The organism is Mycobacteroides sp. H003, assembly GCF_001440135.1.
GTDB lineage: Bacteria > Actinomycetota > Actinomycetes > Mycobacteriales > Mycobacteriaceae > Mycobacterium > Mycobacterium gwanakae.
Map to the genome: position 1 here is coordinate 976,924 of NZ_LJYL01000009.1, position 15,558 is coordinate 992,481.

Annotated in this window: 13 protein-coding genes; 10 read left to right on the plus strand and 3 right to left on the minus strand. The window is 65.2% G+C overall.

Going from position 1 to position 15,558, the window contains the following annotated elements; translation table 11 throughout:
- The first annotated feature begins 33 nt into the window (after window positions 1-33).
- The 10 genes from AOT87_RS05145 (at window position 34) to AOT87_RS05190 (ending at window position 11,681) form a co-directional block, all read left to right on the plus strand.
- Window positions 34-828, plus strand: coding sequence for an ABC transporter permease (locus AOT87_RS05145; protein ID WP_109398874.1), 795 nt, complete (start codon window positions 34-36; stop codon window positions 826-828).
- A 67-nt stretch (window positions 829-895) separates the two neighbouring features.
- A complete protein-coding gene (locus tag AOT87_RS05150; protein ID WP_109398875.1) occupies window positions 896-2,335 on the plus strand; it encodes an MCE family protein in 1,440 nt (479 codons plus the stop codon).
- Window positions 2,335-3,402 carry an MlaD family protein gene (locus AOT87_RS05155; RefSeq protein ID WP_057966810.1) on the plus strand — a complete coding sequence of 356 codons (1,068 nt, stop codon included), beginning with the start codon at window positions 2,335-2,337 and terminating at the stop codon, window positions 3,400-3,402. Before AOT87_RS05150 ends, AOT87_RS05155 begins: the two co-directional genes overlap by 1 nt.
- Entirely contained in the window at window positions 3,403-4,419 is a 1,017-nt protein-coding gene (locus tag AOT87_RS05160; RefSeq protein ID WP_057966811.1) for an MCE family protein, read from the plus strand. It begins immediately after the preceding gene.
- Complete coding sequence (locus AOT87_RS05165) at window positions 4,416-5,525, plus strand: MCE family protein (protein WP_109398853.1); 1,110 nt, start codon at window positions 4,416-4,418, stop codon at window positions 5,523-5,525. The genes AOT87_RS05160 and AOT87_RS05165 overlap by 4 nt, the downstream gene beginning before the upstream one ends.
- Window positions 5,525-6,670: an MlaD family protein gene (locus tag AOT87_RS05170; protein WP_057966813.1), complete on the plus strand. Its 1,146-nt coding sequence runs from the start codon at window positions 5,525-5,527 to the stop codon at window positions 6,668-6,670. Before AOT87_RS05165 ends, AOT87_RS05170 begins: the two co-directional genes overlap by 1 nt.
- Window positions 6,667-7,866, plus strand: a complete 1,200-nt coding sequence (locus tag AOT87_RS05175; protein ID WP_057966814.1) for an MlaD family protein — start codon at window positions 6,667-6,669, stop codon at window positions 7,864-7,866. The genes AOT87_RS05170 and AOT87_RS05175 overlap by 4 nt, the downstream gene beginning before the upstream one ends.
- Before the next feature lie 3 nt (window positions 7,867-7,869).
- Entirely contained in the window at window positions 7,870-8,766 is an 897-nt protein-coding gene (locus tag AOT87_RS05180; protein ID WP_081343214.1) for a metal-dependent hydrolase, read from the plus strand.
- Window positions 8,767-8,866: 100 nt separating this feature from the next.
- Window positions 8,867-10,273, plus strand: coding sequence for a glycine--tRNA ligase (locus AOT87_RS05185; protein WP_057966816.1), 1,407 nt, complete (start codon window positions 8,867-8,869; stop codon window positions 10,271-10,273).
- Between the two features lie 13 nt (window positions 10,274-10,286).
- Window positions 10,287-11,681 (plus strand): aspartate aminotransferase family protein, encoded by a 1,395-nt coding sequence (locus tag AOT87_RS05190; protein ID WP_057966817.1) that lies wholly within the window; start codon window positions 10,287-10,289, stop codon window positions 11,679-11,681.
- Here AOT87_RS05190 and AOT87_RS05195 read toward each other — a convergent pair.
- The 3 genes from AOT87_RS05195 to AOT87_RS05205 form a co-directional block, all read right to left on the minus strand.
- The gene (locus tag AOT87_RS05195; protein WP_057964103.1) at window positions 11,678-12,700 is read right to left on the minus strand and encodes a 1-aminocyclopropane-1-carboxylate deaminase; all 1,023 of its coding nucleotides are present in this window, start codon (window positions 12,698-12,700) and stop codon (window positions 11,678-11,680) included. The genes AOT87_RS05190 and AOT87_RS05195 overlap by 4 nt on opposite strands.
- A gap of 50 nt (window positions 12,701-12,750) precedes the next feature.
- Complete coding sequence (locus AOT87_RS05200; RefSeq protein ID WP_057966818.1) at window positions 12,751-13,431, minus strand: GntR family transcriptional regulator; 681 nt, start codon at window positions 13,429-13,431, stop codon at window positions 12,751-12,753.
- Between the two features lie 69 nt (window positions 13,432-13,500).
- Window positions 13,501-15,534, minus strand: a complete 2,034-nt coding sequence (locus AOT87_RS05205) for a TPM domain-containing protein (RefSeq protein WP_057966819.1) — start codon at window positions 15,532-15,534, stop codon at window positions 13,501-13,503.
- Window positions 15,535-15,558 lie beyond the last annotated feature (24 nt).

Here is a 15,558-nt window from a genome sequence, read left to right on the forward strand (position 1 = left end):
TTGTCTCCGAAGGCCTTCCGCGTCGACGCCGCGATGAGGCCGCTGGCGCGATTCGGCCACATGGTGACCTTCTTCCTGCACGCCTTCCTGGCGATCCCGATCGCGCTGCGCCGGTACCGGCGTGAGTTCCTGCGCCTGCTCTCCGATATCACCTGGGGCAACGGGTCGATCGTTGTCGGCGGCGGGACTGCCGGTGTGGTGCTGGTACTGGGTGTCACCACCGGTGCCCTGGTGGCGATCGAGGGTTACAACTTCCTGGAACTGATGGGGCTGGGTCCTGCGACGGGTGTCATCTCCTCACTGGTGACCACCCGTGAGCTCGCCCCGATCATGGCCGCGTTGGCCTTCGCCGTGCAGGCGGGCTGCCGCTTCACCACCCAGCTCGGTTCCATGCGCATCGCCGAAGAAGTCGACGCCATGGATTCCCTTGCCATTCGGCCAATTCCGTATCTGGTGACCACCCGCCTGCTGGCGTCCGTGGTCGCCATCATCCCGCTATACGTGGCCTGCCTGACGATCAGTTATCTGTCCTGCCATGTGATGGTGAGCATCGTCAGTGGCGGCTCGCTGGGCCCGTACCTGCACTACTTCACACTGCTGTCCAGCGGTACGGATATCGCCTACTCGGTCTTCAAAGTCATCGTCTTCGTCTGGATAGCCTCGGCGGTGCAGTGCTACTACGGATTCTGCGCAGACGGCGGGCCGGAAGGGGTGGGCATTGCGGCGGGACACGCGATGCGCGCCAGCATCACCGCGGTGATCGTCGTCAACATGCTGCTCACCATGGCGCTGTGGAGTGTCGACTCCGGCGCGAGGTTCGGGGGATGAGGTGACGAATCAGCTTGGCATTCCTTACGATCTGGACGGTGTGCGCTTCACCCGTCGCCAGTTGCTGATGCGCGGAGGTGCCGCGTTGGTCGCGGTTGCCGCCATCACATCGGCGTTATTGATCAAGTCAACGGGTGTGCTGGATCGCTACATCGACATCGTCGCCGAGCTGCGCAACGTCGGCGACGGGCTGCCGCCGCGCTCGGATGTGAAGTATCGGGGTGTGCTCGTCGGTGCGGTGGAGAGCGTCTCCCCGGCCGCCGGCGCTCAACCCAATCGGATACACGTGCGGCTCAAACATGGGTATGCCAGGTCCATCCCTGGGACCGTCACCGCCCGTGTGGTCCCGAGCAATGTCTTCGCGGTCTCGGCCCTGCAACTCGTCGACCACGGACCCGGCGCCCCCATCCGTGAGGGCGGGCATATCGCCGAGGACACCCGGCTGCCGACCGTGCTGTTTCAGACCACCGTCAACAAGCTGCGCGAGATCCTGACCGCCGGAGGCCGCGGCCGCGAGGATCAATCCCTGGGCGTTCTGGCCGCGGTTGGCGCGGCCACCGATCACCGCCGCGCCGAACTACTCACCAGTGCAGCGCAACTCGACCGCATCCTGGATCAGCTCAATGCCATTGTCGCGACCGACCAGGGGCCCTCTACGGTATCGGCATTGGTGCAAGCTGCCCACGGGTTATCGCAGACCGCGCCGGATCTGGTGGATGCCCTGCATCAGGCGGTGAAACCCATGCAGACTCTTGCCGAGAAGCGCGATCAGTTGCGTACATTCATCGGTGCCGGGGTGCACACCACCGGCACCACGGTGGATTCGCTGCATAACCACACCGACCAAATCATCCAGATCACCACCGATTTGACGCCCGTGCTGGGGGTGCTGGCCGACAACGCCGAGCACTTCGTGCCGATCACCCAGCGCATCACCAAGTTCTCGGACACCTTCTTCCAGGAAGTCTGGGACCCGGAACTGGCGACCGCCCGAGGCCGAGTGAACCTGTCGTTCACACCGTCCTACTCCTATACCCGCGCCGACTGCCCGCGCTACGGGGAACTCAAGGGGCCCAGCTGTTTCACCGCTCCCCAGATCGCGGTGCGTCCGGACTTGCCCGAGGTATTGCTGCCGCAGAACTACCATCCGCCGGCCAGCTTGGCGCCTCCGCCGGGAACTGTAGTCGGTGACAATGGCAACCTCGTCGCCGTCGGGCCGCCCCTGGTCAACCCCAATCCCAACCTGCAGGACCCCAATCCGCCAGTGCCGTCGTGGCTCACCCCAGCGCCACCGGTACCCGGCAGCGCCGACCCGGGGGACATCGCCGTGGCACCGGCATCTTTCGGCGGGAACGTGGGACCCGTCGGCAGCGCACAGGAGCGCAGCCAACTGGGCCGAATCCTTGGGCAGCCGGCCACAGCGGCAGATCAGCTGATCCTCGGGCCCATCGCCCGCGGCACGACTGTGACCCATAACCAGCACGCGCACAACGAGGGAGGCGCCTGATGAAACATTCGGCGACACGTGCCTCCCTAGTCGGATTGGTCGTCTTCCTGGTGATGGCCACGGTGCTCACTTGGCTGGTCTATGTCACCCTGCGCCGTGATGTGAAGGGCGCGACGGTTTCTTACGCTGCTGAGTTCACCGATGTCTTCGGACTGCGCGAGGGTGACGACGTCCGGATCGCGGGGGTTCGCGTGGGCAGAGTCCAGGGGATTGAGCTCGACGGCACGCTCGCGAAGGTGAATTTCGTCGTACAGGAAGGTCAGCGGCTTCCCGATAGCATCACTGCATCGGTGACCTACCAGAACATCGTTGGTCAACGATATCTCGCACTGACACAGGGACACTCAGGAACCGGAGCCTTGCTGGCACCCGGCGGCATTATCCCCGTCGAACGGACCGAGCCCTCCTTCGATGTCGGTACCCTGCTCAACGGGTATGAGCCACTTTTCGCGGTGCTTGACCCCGCGCAGGTGAACAACCTCACCCAGGCGGTTATCGGTTCGCTGCAGGGCGACACCGCCGCATTTGCGACGCTGGTAGACCAGACATCTACGTTGACGAAGACATTCACCGGCCGCGACGATGCGTTGGATCATGTGATCGGCAGTCTGGACAGCGTGGTGGGCAGCCTCGCGGCTCAGAACAAGGAGTTCGAGGATGCCATTGCCGCCACCCGCCAGGTAGTTGGCCAGTTCGATAGCCGCCGAAGCGAATTGGTGTCCTCGGTAGGGAAAATGACCGAGGTGGTCAGGAACCTTTCCCGGATCGCCAAGGACGTAAATCCGTCCGTACACGAATTGCTGACGCGGGAACCGGGTTACACCCGGCACATGCTGAACATTGAACCCCAGCTCGCCTACACAGGACTCAACACCCCGCTGTTCCTCAAGGGCCTGGCCCGCATGTTCGGGGAGGGGGCCTACATGAACGCCTATGGCTGCGACGTGAACATATACGGGTTCTTCCCGGGGCTCAACGACGTGGTTCCGATCATCGTGAACGCGGCCACACCCGGGGGCAAGACCAAGCACACGGCCCGGTGCAGGAACGCAGGCGACGGTGGCTAGATGATGAGACCGCTGGACTCCTACAACAAGACCTGGCTCGGTGTGATCGCCGTGTCTGTAGTCGCCGTGCTCATCGGTGCTCTGCTGCTGGTGAAGGAATGGGGAATCGGATACCGGCAATTCACCGGTGAGTTCCTGCAGGCCGCCGCGCTGCGGCCGGGAAACATTGTCACCGTCGCGGGGATGCAGGTGGGTTCGGTGACCGGGGTGCGGTTGGCGGGTGATCGCGTGGAGGTCACCTTTCGGGTGCGTGACAACGTGCCGGTCGGCGCGGAGTCCCGGGCCGCCATCAAGATCACTACCTTGTTCGGTTCTCGTTATGTCGATCTGCGCCCCGCGGGTGTGGGTGCACTTACCGGACGTCGGATCGGCCTGGTGCACACCGAGGTTCCTTATGACCTGCAGGCTGCGCTGGCCGACTCCACCCGAACCTTCGAGCAGGTAGACGCCGATCGCATTGCCTCCTCGCTGGGCGTTCTGGGCACCCAGCTGGACGGGCTGCCCAACGTGGTGCCACAGGCCATGGAGAACGTACGTGCCCTGTCTGCGGTCATCGCGCAGCGGCGCGAACAGCTGGGCACGCTGCTGGCGAGCACTGAGAAGGTCACCGGCATGCTGCGCCGCCAGCAGTCCGATATCGGCACCTTCATCCGGCAGGGACAGGAACTGGTGGGCGAGTTCGTGGCACGCTCGGCCGCCTTCCACGCGATGATGCGCTCATTACAGAGCATCGTGGCGTCGCTGCGCACCATCGTGGTCGGCGATCACCGTGCACTGGACGGTGTCATCCAGACTCTGGAGGAACTCAGCGACAAGCTTGCCGAACAGGATGCCTTGTTGCGCAACCTACTCCAGATCGCACCGGTGCCCATCCGGGAGATTGCCAATGCCACCGGCTTCGGCAACTCGATCGAGGCCAACCCGCCGGGCGGCGCGCTCATCGACTCGTGGATGTGTGCGATCAGCGGGCGCGCCAAGCAATTCGGGATGATCCAGTACTTCAAGGACTGCCAGTGACCGCAATGCGCAAGATACTCCTGATCTGTGTGGGACTCGTCCTCGTCGCAACAACGGCAGGGGCGGCATGGTCCGTTACTCGAGAGGGTGGAACCATCACGCTGACAGCTCAATTCGATAGTGCTGCGGGTCTTTATCCCGGCAATGTGGTGGCGGTGCTCGGCATGCCGGTGGGCCAGGTTTCCACGATCACCGCCCGGGGTGGATACGCCGAGGTGCAGTTCACCGTCGACCGGCAGGTCAAGATTCCTGCCGACGCTCAGGCTGTCACTCTCTCGACGTCCATCCTGACCGACCGCCAGATCGAGCTGACGCCGCCCTACCGCGGCGGGGCGGTGCTGCACGATCACGACACCATCGGACTGAACCGCACCAAGACTCCTGTCGAGTTCGATCGGGTACTCGGCATGCTCGACAAGCTTTCCGGGTCCCTGCACGGCGACGGCGCCGGAGGCGGGCCCATCGCCGCGGTGCTCAACGCCGGTGATGGCGTGGCCGCGGGTAACGGTGATCGGATCAAGACCGCGCTCGATGAGCTATCGCGGGCCCTGCGGCTTGGCGCCGACGGTGGCGAGCACAGTCGTGAGCAGATGACCGCCATCGTCAAGAATGTCAGCAGCCTGCTGGACGCGGCTGCCCGCAATGATGCGAGCTTGCGCCAGTTCGGTTCCACTGTGCGCCAGCTCAGCGACGTCCTGGCCCAGGAGAACTTCGGTTCGGGCAGTACCGGGAGGCAGTTCAACGAGGTGATCGAGCAGACCGGAAACATCCTGCAGGCCAACCGCGATGCCATCCATCGCGGTATCGCCAATGGCAACAAGAGCATTCAGTCGGTGTATGACCGGCAGCGGGAGGTCGCCGAGTTCTTCGATGTGCTGCCTCTGATGGCCGACAACCTCTACAACGCTATCGATCAACGTAACGGCGCGATACGCGCCCACTTCCTGGCCGACCACATGGTCTTCGACGGACAGATGGCCAAGGAGATCTGCAATCTGATGGGACTGCGTCAACTCGGCTGCAGCACAGGGACGTTGCAGGACTACGGCCCCGACTTCGGACTTACCTACATGCTTGACGGACTCGCGGCGATGGGGCAGAAGTGATGGTGCGCAAGCTATTGTTCTTCGTCGCGGCGGTGCTCCTGTGCGCCGGGTGTTCCTCTGCAGGACTGGCCGACCTACCGCTGCCGGCCCCGGGCCTGGGTGCCGGGGGATACCGGCTGACCGCAGTCTTTGCGAACGCGCTCAATCTGCCCGAGCGTGCCAAGGTGAAGCTCGCCGGTGCGGATATCGGCGAGGTGGAATCGATGGCTGCCAAGGATTTCCGTGCGGTGACCACGCTGCGCATCCGGCACGATGTCACCCTCCCGGTAGGCAGCACGGCGCAGTTACGCACGGCCACGCCGCTGGGTGATGTCTTCGTGGCCGTCACTCCGCCCGCTCAACCCGTCGCGGCCACACTCGGTGACGGGGATACCATCACCATCGACCACACCGGCGCGGCGGCAACGGTGGAATCGGTGCTCAGTTCGGCGGCGATTCTGGTCAACGGTGGAGCGGTGCACAACCTCACCAACGTCGTCAACGGTATGGGCAGGGCGGCGGGCCAGGACGGTCAGGCATTCGGGCGGATGATCGGCAAGTCCAACGAGCTGCTGGGCAAGCTGAATGCGCGGTCCGGACAGCTGGACACCGCCCTGACCGAGACGACCCACCTGGCCGAGGTCCTCGACGGCAAGAGTGAGAAGCTTGCCGAGGTGCTGCACGCGGCGGGCCCGGCCACCGCGACCTTGCAGGACAATGCCGGTCAGATCTCCGATTTGGTGCTGCTGCTGGGTGATGCCGCACGCGAGCTGGGTAAGTTCCCGTCCATCGCGGGCACCGATGCCAGTGGGCGCAGCGTGGTGGCCGACGCTAACGCGATCTCCCGCTCCTGGAATGACGTGGTGCTCGATCCGCAGACCAGCCTGCTCTCGCTGAACCGGTTATACGCGCCGTTCATCAAAATCACTGCGGGATCGGCTATTTCCGGCAGTGCCGGTATCGACCGACTGGTGCTGGGCGCCATACCGGATGCCGGTTTCGGGGGAGATCCTGGATTGCACGGCCCTAAACGATACGACTGGGCCAAGCTCGTGGGGACCTTCAAGTACACGCTGTGGCGGTTGCAGGAGCGCGTTGTCGGGCAGGGCCCCGAAGCGCAAGGCCTCCCGCCAGCGGGACCCGACGCGCAGGAACCCGGACGATGAGCCGCGCGTGGGTGAGCGGGCTGTCACTCGTTGCGACCCTGGCCATTTCGGTCACGTATCTGTTGGTGGGGGTGCTGCACGTCCGGCCGCTGACATCGAGTTACCCGCTGACCATCCAGCTCGCCGAGTCCGGCGGCCTGCTGCCGAATCAGGACGTGACGCTGCACGGAGTGCGCATCGGCTCGGTAGAATCACTGACCTTTACCGGCGACGGCGTCAACGCGACAGTGAGCGTCGACAGCGGGGTTCGTGTTCCCGCGTCAGCAGCGGTGCGGGTGTCCGGACTGTCCCCGGCCGGTGAGCAGTACCTCGATTTCTCCGCCGCATCCGATGAGGGCCCGTTCCTGTCCGGCGGGGACGTGGTTGCCCGGGACCGCACCGCGATACCGGTCACTCCGGCACAGCTGCTGACCCATGCCGACGGTGTTCTCGCCCAAGTGGATCCGGCCAAGATCGAGCGCATCAAGACGGAACTGAGCCTGAGCGCGCAGGGACCCCGCAAGCTCACCGACATCGTCGACGGCGGGGTGTTCCTGCTGTCCACCCTGGATTCGGTGCTCCCCGAGACGGTCAGCGCCATCGGGAACAGCCGGACGGTGCTGTCGTCGGCGGTGGACGTCAACAACGGAATCGCAGTCACCTCACGCAATCTGCGCAGCACCTTGGCGGGGATGAACGCGATGGACGGTGGCTATCGGAAACTCATCGATCAATCCCCGCGAGTGCTTGCGGCGACCGACAACCTGTTCACCGACAACTCCGACACCATGGTCCAGCTGCTGGCCAATCTGGCCACCAACGCGCACCTGTCGTATGTGCGGGTACCGGCGTTGAACGCCCTGTTTCCTACCTATCGCGGCTCGGCGCTGGAGGCGTTCATCAGCACCATGCACGAGCACGGCCTGTGGGTGACGGCCGACCTGTATCCGCGATACGCCTGCGACTACGGCACTCCTCGCCATCCACCGTCCTCGGCGGACTATCCGGAGCCCTTCTTGTACACGTACTGTCGCGACGACGATCCCGCTGTCTTGGTCCGGGGCGCCAAGAACGCCCCGCGCCCCGCAGGGGATGACACGGCCGGGCCGCCACCCGGCGCCGACCTGGGTGCCCGATCCGACCCGACGCCGCCTGGCCGCTACACCATCCCGACGCCATACGGCGGACCTGCGCTGCCCATCGAGCCACCGAGGTAAATGATGCCGGCGAACAATCCGCAACCGCGTCCGTCAACGGCCGCCGGACGCGCTGTGCACACCCGCCGGATCGCGTTCACGTTCGACGGGGCGTCCCCGTCGCGGCGGCATTTCGTCGCGGGCGATATCGCGATGAGCCATCTGGTCGCCCTGCTGTCCGGCTTCTTTCCCTCGGGTGAGGAGTTCTTCATCCAGTCGGTGCGCCGCTACGACGGTCAGATCGGTGATCCCGTGCTCAGGAAGCAGGTCGCCGGATTCATCGGGCAGGAGATGACGCACGGGATTCAGCATCGTGAGCTCAACACGCAGCTGGTGCGCCGCGGGTACTGGGCGACGGGGTTCATGGACCGGATGGGCACGCGGCTGGTCCAGCGCATGAAGCAGAACAGGGACCGGCTGCCGGATCCGGTGGCGCGAGCCGCGCTTGCGGTGACGGCCGCGGTCGAACACCTCACGGCCATCCTCGGAGAGCAGGTGCTCAGCGTGGCGTGGATACAGCAGCAGCTGACCGATCCCGAGGTGCGAGCGATGCTCAATTGGCATGCCATCGAGGAGATGGAACACAAGTCCGTTGCCTTCGACGTGTACCGCCACGTCGGGGGCTCCGAGCGGATGAGGATCGCGGCCATGGCCGTCACGCTGGGGCTTTTCCTGAGCAGGACGGTGATCTTGCTGGCCTCGATCGTCACCGATCGGTGGGCCTGGCGACACCCGGTGCGCACCCTGCGGAGCGTTCTCAGGCTGCCCCGCACGCCGCTGTTCGCCGGTCTCGGCCCCAAGATCCGGTGCTATCTGCGGCTGCGATTCCATCCCGACGACATCGACCACGGCCCACTGCTCGAGAAGTGGCGCGAGGAGTACTTCGGTCCGCAGGGCATCCTGCTGGACCATCTGAAGTAGCTGCTGCGGCCACCGAGGTAAAACGCGCTTGGTCCGGCCCTTAGGCTGTTCAGGACAATTACTGCAGTCCTGTGGACCTCAAGAGGAGCCTGAGCAGATCGTGGCCGCCAAGCCGAACGCCGCCGGTAAGAAGATCGAAGCCGTCGTCAACCTCGCCAAGCGTCGGGGACTCGTGTACCCCTGCGGCGAGATTTACGGCGGTACCAAGTCGGCGTGGGATTACGGCCCGCTCGGTGTCGAGCTCAAGGAAAACATCAAGAAGCAGTGGTGGCGCTCCGTCGTCACCAGCCGCGACGACGTCGTCGGCCTGGACTCCTCGGTGATCCTGCCCCGTCAGGTCTGGGTCGCCTCCGGCCACGTCGAGGTCTTCAACGATCCGCTGGTCGAGTGCCTGAACTGTCACAAGCGGCACCGTCAGGATCACCTGCAGGAGGCCTACGCGGAGAAGAAGGGTATCGACGACCCGGAGTCGGTCCCGATGACCGACATCGTCTGCCCCGACTGCGGCACCAAGGGGCAGTGGACCGAGCCCCGCGACTTCAACATGATGCTCAAGACGTACCTGGGCCCCATCGAGACCGAAGAGGGTCTGCACTACCTGCGTCCGGAGACCGCGCAGGGCATCTTCATCAACTTCAAGAATGTCGTGACGACGTCGCGACAGAAGCCGCCGTTCGGCATCGGCCAGATCGGCAAGAGCTTCCGCAACGAGATCACCCCGGGCAACTTCATCTTCCGCACCCGCGAGTTCGAGCAGATGGAGATGGAGTTCTTCGTCGAGCCGTCCACCGCGCCCGAGTGGCACAAGTACTGGATCGACACCCGGCTGCAGTGGTACATCGATCTCGGTATCGACCCGGAGAACCTGCGGCTGTACGACCACCCCAAGGAGAAGCTGTCGCACTACTCGGACGGCACCGTCGATATCGAGTACAAGTTCGGTTTCAGTGGCAACCCGTGGGGTGAGTTGGAGGGTGTCGCCAACCGCACCGATTTCGACTTGTCGACGCACGCAAAGCATTCCGGTGAAGACCTGTCGTACTACGACCAGGCCGAGGACCGCCGCTACACCCCGTACGTGATCGAGCCCGCGGCCGGCCTTACCCGTTCGTTCATGGCCTTCCTGGTCGATGCGTATCACGAGGACGAGGCCCCCAATGCCAAGGGCGGCGTGGATACCCGCACCGTGCTGCGCCTGGATCCGCGTCTGGCTCCGGTCAAGGTCGCGGTGCTGCCGCTGTCACGCAATGCCGACCTGAGCCCGCGCGCAAAGGCGCTGGCCGCCGAGCTGCGGCAGAGCTGGAATGTCGACTTCGATGACGCCGGTGCCATCGGGCGCAGGTATCGTCGACAGGACGAGATCGGCACCCCGTTCTGCGTCACAGTCGATTTCGACTCGCTCGAAGACGACTCCGTCACCGTTCGCGACCGCGATGAGATGACCCAGCAGCGTATTCCGATCGGCGGCGTGGCCGATCATCTCGCCAAATCTCTCAAGGGCTGCTAGCCGAGGAGCAGAAATGACTGACGTCCAGAATCACATCGGAATCGATCCCGCCAGCGCGCCGATCGAGGCACCGGCGGCCGAGGCGCAGGTTCGCGCCGACGACCGTGGGCACGTTTTCCACTCGTGGTCCGCGCAGGCGGCCATCGACCCGCTGCCGATCGCCGGTGGTGCGGGTGCGACCTTCTGGGATTACACCGGCAAGGAGTACCTGGACTTCGCCTCGCAGCTGGTGAACCTCAATCTGGGACACCAGCATCCGCGTCTGGTGGACGCCATCCAGCGTCAGGCCGGCCGGCTGGCCACCATTGCGCCCGCCTTCGCCAACGATGTGCGCGGTGAGCTCGCCCGCCTGGTGGCCGAGCGTGCACCCGGAACCCTGAACAAGGTGTTCTTCACCAACGGTGGCACCGAGGCCGTGGAGCATGCGGTCCGTATGGCGCGCCACCACACCGGTCGCCGTAAGGTGCTGTCCGCATACCGCAGTTACCACGGTGGCACCACCACCTCGATGTCGCTGACAGGTGAGCCGCGCCGCTGGGCCAACGACCCGGGCGACAACTCGGTGGTTCGTTTCTTCGGGCCGTACGCCTACCGTTCGGTGTTCCATGCCACCTCGCCGGAGGAGGAAACCCAAAGGGCGCTGGAGCATCTGGAGCAGGTGATCAACCTGGAGGGCCCGCCCACCATCGCCGCGATCATCCTGGAGTCGGTGGTCGGCACCAACGGTGTGCTGGTGCCGCCGCCCGGTTACCTGGCCGGAGTGCGGGAGATCTGCGACCGGTACGGCCTGGTGTTCATCGCCGACGAGGTGATGGTCGGATTTGGGCGATTCGGGGAATGGTTCGCCATCAACGCCTTTGACGTCACACCGGACCTCATCACCTTCGCCAAGGGCATCAACTCCGGTTATGTTCCGCTGGGCGGTGTGGTGATCTCCGATGCCATCGCCACCAGCTTCGATCACCGTCCGTACCCGGGTGGACTGACCTACTCCGGTCACCCGCTGGCCTGCGCGGTCGGCGTCGAGACCATCAAGGTGTTCGAAGACGACAAGATCCTGGAGCGGGTGCGCGATCTCGGTGAGCGCGTGGTGCGTCCGGAACTGGAACGCTGGGTGCAGACCCATCCGAGCGTCGGCGAGATCCGCGGCCGCGGCTTGTTCTGGGCCGTGGAACTGGTGCGCGACAAGCAGACTCGTGAGCCGCTGGTTCCGTTCAATGCCAGTGGTGAGGCCGCGGCGCCGATGAACGCCTTCGCGGCGGCGTGCAAGAAGAGTGGCCTATGGCCGTTCACGCACTTCAACCGCACGCATGTGGCGCCTCCGCTGATCATCAGCGAAGAGGATCTGCGGCGTGGGCTCTCGATCATCGACGAGGCGCTGAACGTCGCCGACGGGTACGCGAGCTAGCCGGGAAACACGCTGCTGTAGGCGTTCAGCGCGGGCTGGCCACCGAGGTGTGCGTATAGGACATTCGAGCCCCGCTCGATCGTCCCGTCGCTGACGAGGTCGATCAGGCCTGCCATCGACTTGCCCTCGTACACCGGGTCGGTGATCATCGCTTCGAGGCGTCCGCAGAGTTTGATCGCCTCGACGGTGGAATCGACGGGCACGCCATACTCCTCGCCCGCCCATCCCTCCAGGACGGTGATCTCGTCGGGGCGCAGGTCGCGTTCGAGGCCGATCTGCTGGGCGGTGTGCCGGGCGATGCGAGTGACCTGGTCGGTGGTCTTCGGGAGCGTGGCCGATGCGTCGATACCCAGCACTCGCCGTGGCCGTCCGCCGGCATCGGCGAGTGCGGCGAATCCCGCGATCATGCCCGCGTGGGTGGACCCGGTGACCGTGCACACGACGATGGTGTCGAAGAACACGCCCAGCTGATCCTCTTGTGCGGCTACCTCATACGCCCAGTTGGCGAAGCCGAGACCGCCGTACTTGTGTTCGGACGCACCGGCGGGGATGGGGTAGGGCTTGGCGCCGGAGTTCTCGATCGCGGTGAGCGCGTCTTCCCAGGACTGGCGGATGCCGATATCGAATCCCGAAGGGTCGAGCTGAGTTTGGGCTCCCATGATCCGCGACAACAGGATGTTGCCCGCCTTGTCGTTGACCGGATCCTCCCAGTCCACCCAGCGCTCCTGAACCAGGTGACAGCGCATCCCCAGCACGGCCGCGACGGCCGCCACCTGACGGGTGTGGTTGGACTGGTAGCCACCGATCGACACCAGGGTGTCGGCGCCGCTGGCCAGCACGTCGGGAACGATGTACTCGAGTTTGCGTATCTTGTTGCCGCCGAAGGCCAACCCGGAGTTGCAGTCTTCGCGTTTTGCCCAGATATTGGCACCGCCGAGGTGACGGCTGAGGCGCTCCAGGGGGTGCACCGGGCTGGGGCCGAAGGTCAGTGGGTAGCGGGGGAAATCATGGATCGACAAGGCGTTCTCCTGGCTCGGCTATTGGGAATGGCGTTCTGGGGGAGCGGTGTTCAGCCCGCGCCGCGTTCCCCGGATTCGGCGGCCTCCGGCGCCGCGATGAGGGTGTGCCAGTTGTCGCGGGCGGCACGCCCGGCACCCTCACTGTCGCCTGCTTCGCAGCGCGCAATGATCTGCTCGTGCAGGGCCACGGAATGACGCCCGTCGCGGCTGGCGAACCTGATGCGTTCCAGGCGGCGCAGCACGGGAGTCACCTGCTCCAGTACGGCGGCGATGTACGGATTCGCACTGGCTTCGACTGCGACGGCATGGAATTCGTCGTCGGCGGCGAGGGCGGCGTCGGGATCGTGCGCATCCAGGGCGGCGGCAAATCGTGTATTGGCGAGCCGCATCGCGGCCAGATCACCGGCAGAGATGTTGGTGATGGCCTCGCGCACGGCGAGCTCGTGCATCGCCGCGGCAACGGACTGTGCCGCGCGCGCCTCCCGGATGTCGATGGGGCTGACGATGGTGTGCCGTCCCGGTTGGGTCTGGACCAGACCGGCGTGTTCCAGCCGGGAGAGCGCCTCACGGATCGGGGTCCGGCTCACGCCCAGCCAGCGGCTCAGCTCGTCATCGCGCAGCCGCTCGCCGGGGGCCAGCGTCCCGTCCACGATGGCCGTGCGCAGCGCCTTATAGGCATCGTCGCGCAGTAGCGAGCGCGCCATCACGCCTTCGGAGGGTGGTACCGGCATGCAATATATTGCACATCGACAGCGGCGTGCCGTCAAGTGTTGGGTGAAATTTCGAGCGGGGACAGCCTGCTAGAAGCGGCCGCCGCCGCCCCGGAAGCTCGAGCCGGAGGATCGGGACGATCCGCCATACGACGACGAGCCCGACCCGGACCAGGAGCTGTGGTGGCTCGATCCGCCGCTGAGCATGCCGCGCAGGATGCCGCCGATCACGGCACCCGCGACGTTGCCGGCCACATCGCCCGCCACGCTGTATCCGCGGTAGTTGCCGTACCCGTTGCTGTAATAGGACTGGGCCGCCTGCACCTCTTGGATCGCGCTGCCTTCGGCACGTGTCGCCAGCTCGGTGGCCCGATTGGCCCACAGAATGGCGTTCGAGGGATCTGACTGGCGGGCGGCCTCGGCCGTCGCGATGCTGCGTTCGGCTTCCGCGATATATCCGCGCGCGGCGGAGCCGACGGCTCCCCGGTGCAGCCCGATGTACTGGTTTACCCCATTCACTTTCTGGCGGGCGGTGGCGATGGCTTGATCGAGGGCGCGGGCGCGGCGTTCGGCGGCGTCCTTTTCTTCCCGCACGGTGGCTAGCAGCTTGTCGAGTTCGGCATCGGCCGTGGCCAGGTGGGTGAAGGCGGTCAGCGGATCGGTGGGCCCGACTCTCTCGGCGTCGGTCACGGCCGCGGCAGCCCTGTCGTGGGCCTTCGTCAGCTCGTCGGCACGGGGCACCGATCCCTGCCGCTGAAGTTCCTCGGCCTGGGCGATGCCCGACTTCGTGTCCGCGATCGCCGCGGGCAGTGCGTCGATGGCGCGCCGGATATTGTTGGCGGCGTTGTCCACCGCGTCCAAGAGTGCGGCGGCCTGGTTCAGCGCCGATTCGGCCCCGCGCACGGCGTCGACGAGATTCATCTGCTGGCCCTCCAGGGGGCGGGCAGCGAGTTCCCGGCCGTGGGCGATCCGGGAGTCGGCGAACGTGGTGCGCTCGGTGGCCTCGGTGATGTTGTCGACGATCGACGCCAGGGCCGCGGCATCGAACTGGGTGCGCAGTTGCTCGAGAATGCGCTGTGATTCGGGTATCCGAGCGGTGGTGGCGACCACTTGCTGGGTCAGCGTGTCCAACTTCGTGGGTGCGTTGATCACCAGGTTCCGCAGCGCGTCAAAGGCATTGGACTGATCGTCGAGGGTGCGGTCGGCACGTGCGGCGGTGGTGATGACATCGATCAGCAGGCGGCGCTGCTCCGTGGGCGTCTCCGGGACGGAATCGTCGAGCTGCTTACGCACGGAGAATGCCTGAGCAAGAGCCTTTTTCGCGGAATCGACGGCTTGCTGAAAGGGTGCGGTCTGTTCGGTGCCGAATTCCTCGACGGCCAGCGTGAGTTCGGCCTCGCTGGTGCGCACGGCGTTGTCGACATTCACCACAATCGATTTCGACAGACCATCGAGTGCGTCGACCGATTGCGCGGCAAGAGCTTCGGCGTTGGTCGGATCGATGCCCTTAGCGGCCTCGACCTCTGCGCGCCGACGGGAGCGGGTGCGGAACCAGGAGTACAGCATGAAGGCGCCGACCACAACGGCTCCGAAGACCAGCGCTGCCAGGATCGGCTTCCAGGGTATGGAGGATGACGATGCGGCGGCCGATTCCAGGCCCTTGGCGGTGTTGATGGCGGCGCCATCCCAATCCGATGCCCGTAGCGCCGGTTCGATCGTGTTGGTGCGCAGCTCCTCGATCTCCGAATCGCTGACGTTCTTGATCTCGGATGCGACCTGGAACGCGTAACTGCGCTCTTCGGTGGCCACGGCGAGCAACGCGTCGCGATCTCCCAATCCGCTTGCCTTGAGGGTTTTGTTGGCCCACGTCACCGGGTCGGCGCCGTCGAAATCCTTGACGTACACCAGCCAGAGCCGCACGTGTTGTGCGTCGTAGAGCTGATCGATCGCGTTGCGCACCTTCGTCGGGTTCTTGAGCGCCCCGGCCCGGTCGGTGACGTAGGCGGGTATCCGGAAGGGCGGGTCGGCGCTGGCCGCCGGTGCCAGCAACAGGGTGGGGGCAAACACCGTGAGCATCGCGATCATGACTCCCAGCAGGCTCCCGAGGGCACGCAGCAGACGCATGGTCGCCAATCTAATGCCTCGCGC

Excerpts from the sequence above, each read along its gene's own strand:
- AOT87_RS05145 (WP_109398874.1), top strand. The coding sequence starts at position 34 with ATGAGGCCGCTGGCGCGATTCGGCCACATGGTGACCTTCTTCCTGCAC.
- AOT87_RS05150 (WP_109398875.1), top strand. The coding sequence starts at position 896 with ATGCGCGGAGGTGCCGCGTTGGTCGCGGTTGCCGCCATCACATCGGCG.
- AOT87_RS05155 (WP_057966810.1), top strand. The coding sequence starts at position 2,335 with ATGAAACATTCGGCGACACGTGCCTCCCTAGTCGGATTGGTCGTCTTC.
- AOT87_RS05160 (WP_057966811.1), top strand. The coding sequence starts at position 3,403 with ATGATGAGACCGCTGGACTCCTACAACAAGACCTGGCTCGGTGTGATC.
- AOT87_RS05170 (WP_057966813.1), top strand. The coding sequence starts at position 5,525 with ATGGTGCGCAAGCTATTGTTCTTCGTCGCGGCGGTGCTCCTGTGCGCC.
- AOT87_RS05175 (WP_057966814.1), top strand. The coding sequence starts at position 6,667 with ATGAGCCGCGCGTGGGTGAGCGGGCTGTCACTCGTTGCGACCCTGGCC.
- AOT87_RS05180 (WP_081343214.1), top strand. The coding sequence starts at position 7,870 with ATGCCGGCGAACAATCCGCAACCGCGTCCGTCAACGGCCGCCGGACGC.
- AOT87_RS05190 (WP_057966817.1), top strand. The coding sequence starts at position 10,287 with ATGACTGACGTCCAGAATCACATCGGAATCGATCCCGCCAGCGCGCCG.
- AOT87_RS05200 (WP_057966818.1), bottom strand. The coding sequence starts at position 13,431 with ATGCCGGTACCACCCTCCGAAGGCGTGATGGCGCGCTCGCTACTGCGC.
- AOT87_RS05205 (WP_057966819.1), bottom strand. The coding sequence starts at position 15,534 with ATGCGTCTGCTGCGTGCCCTCGGGAGCCTGCTGGGAGTCATGATCGCG.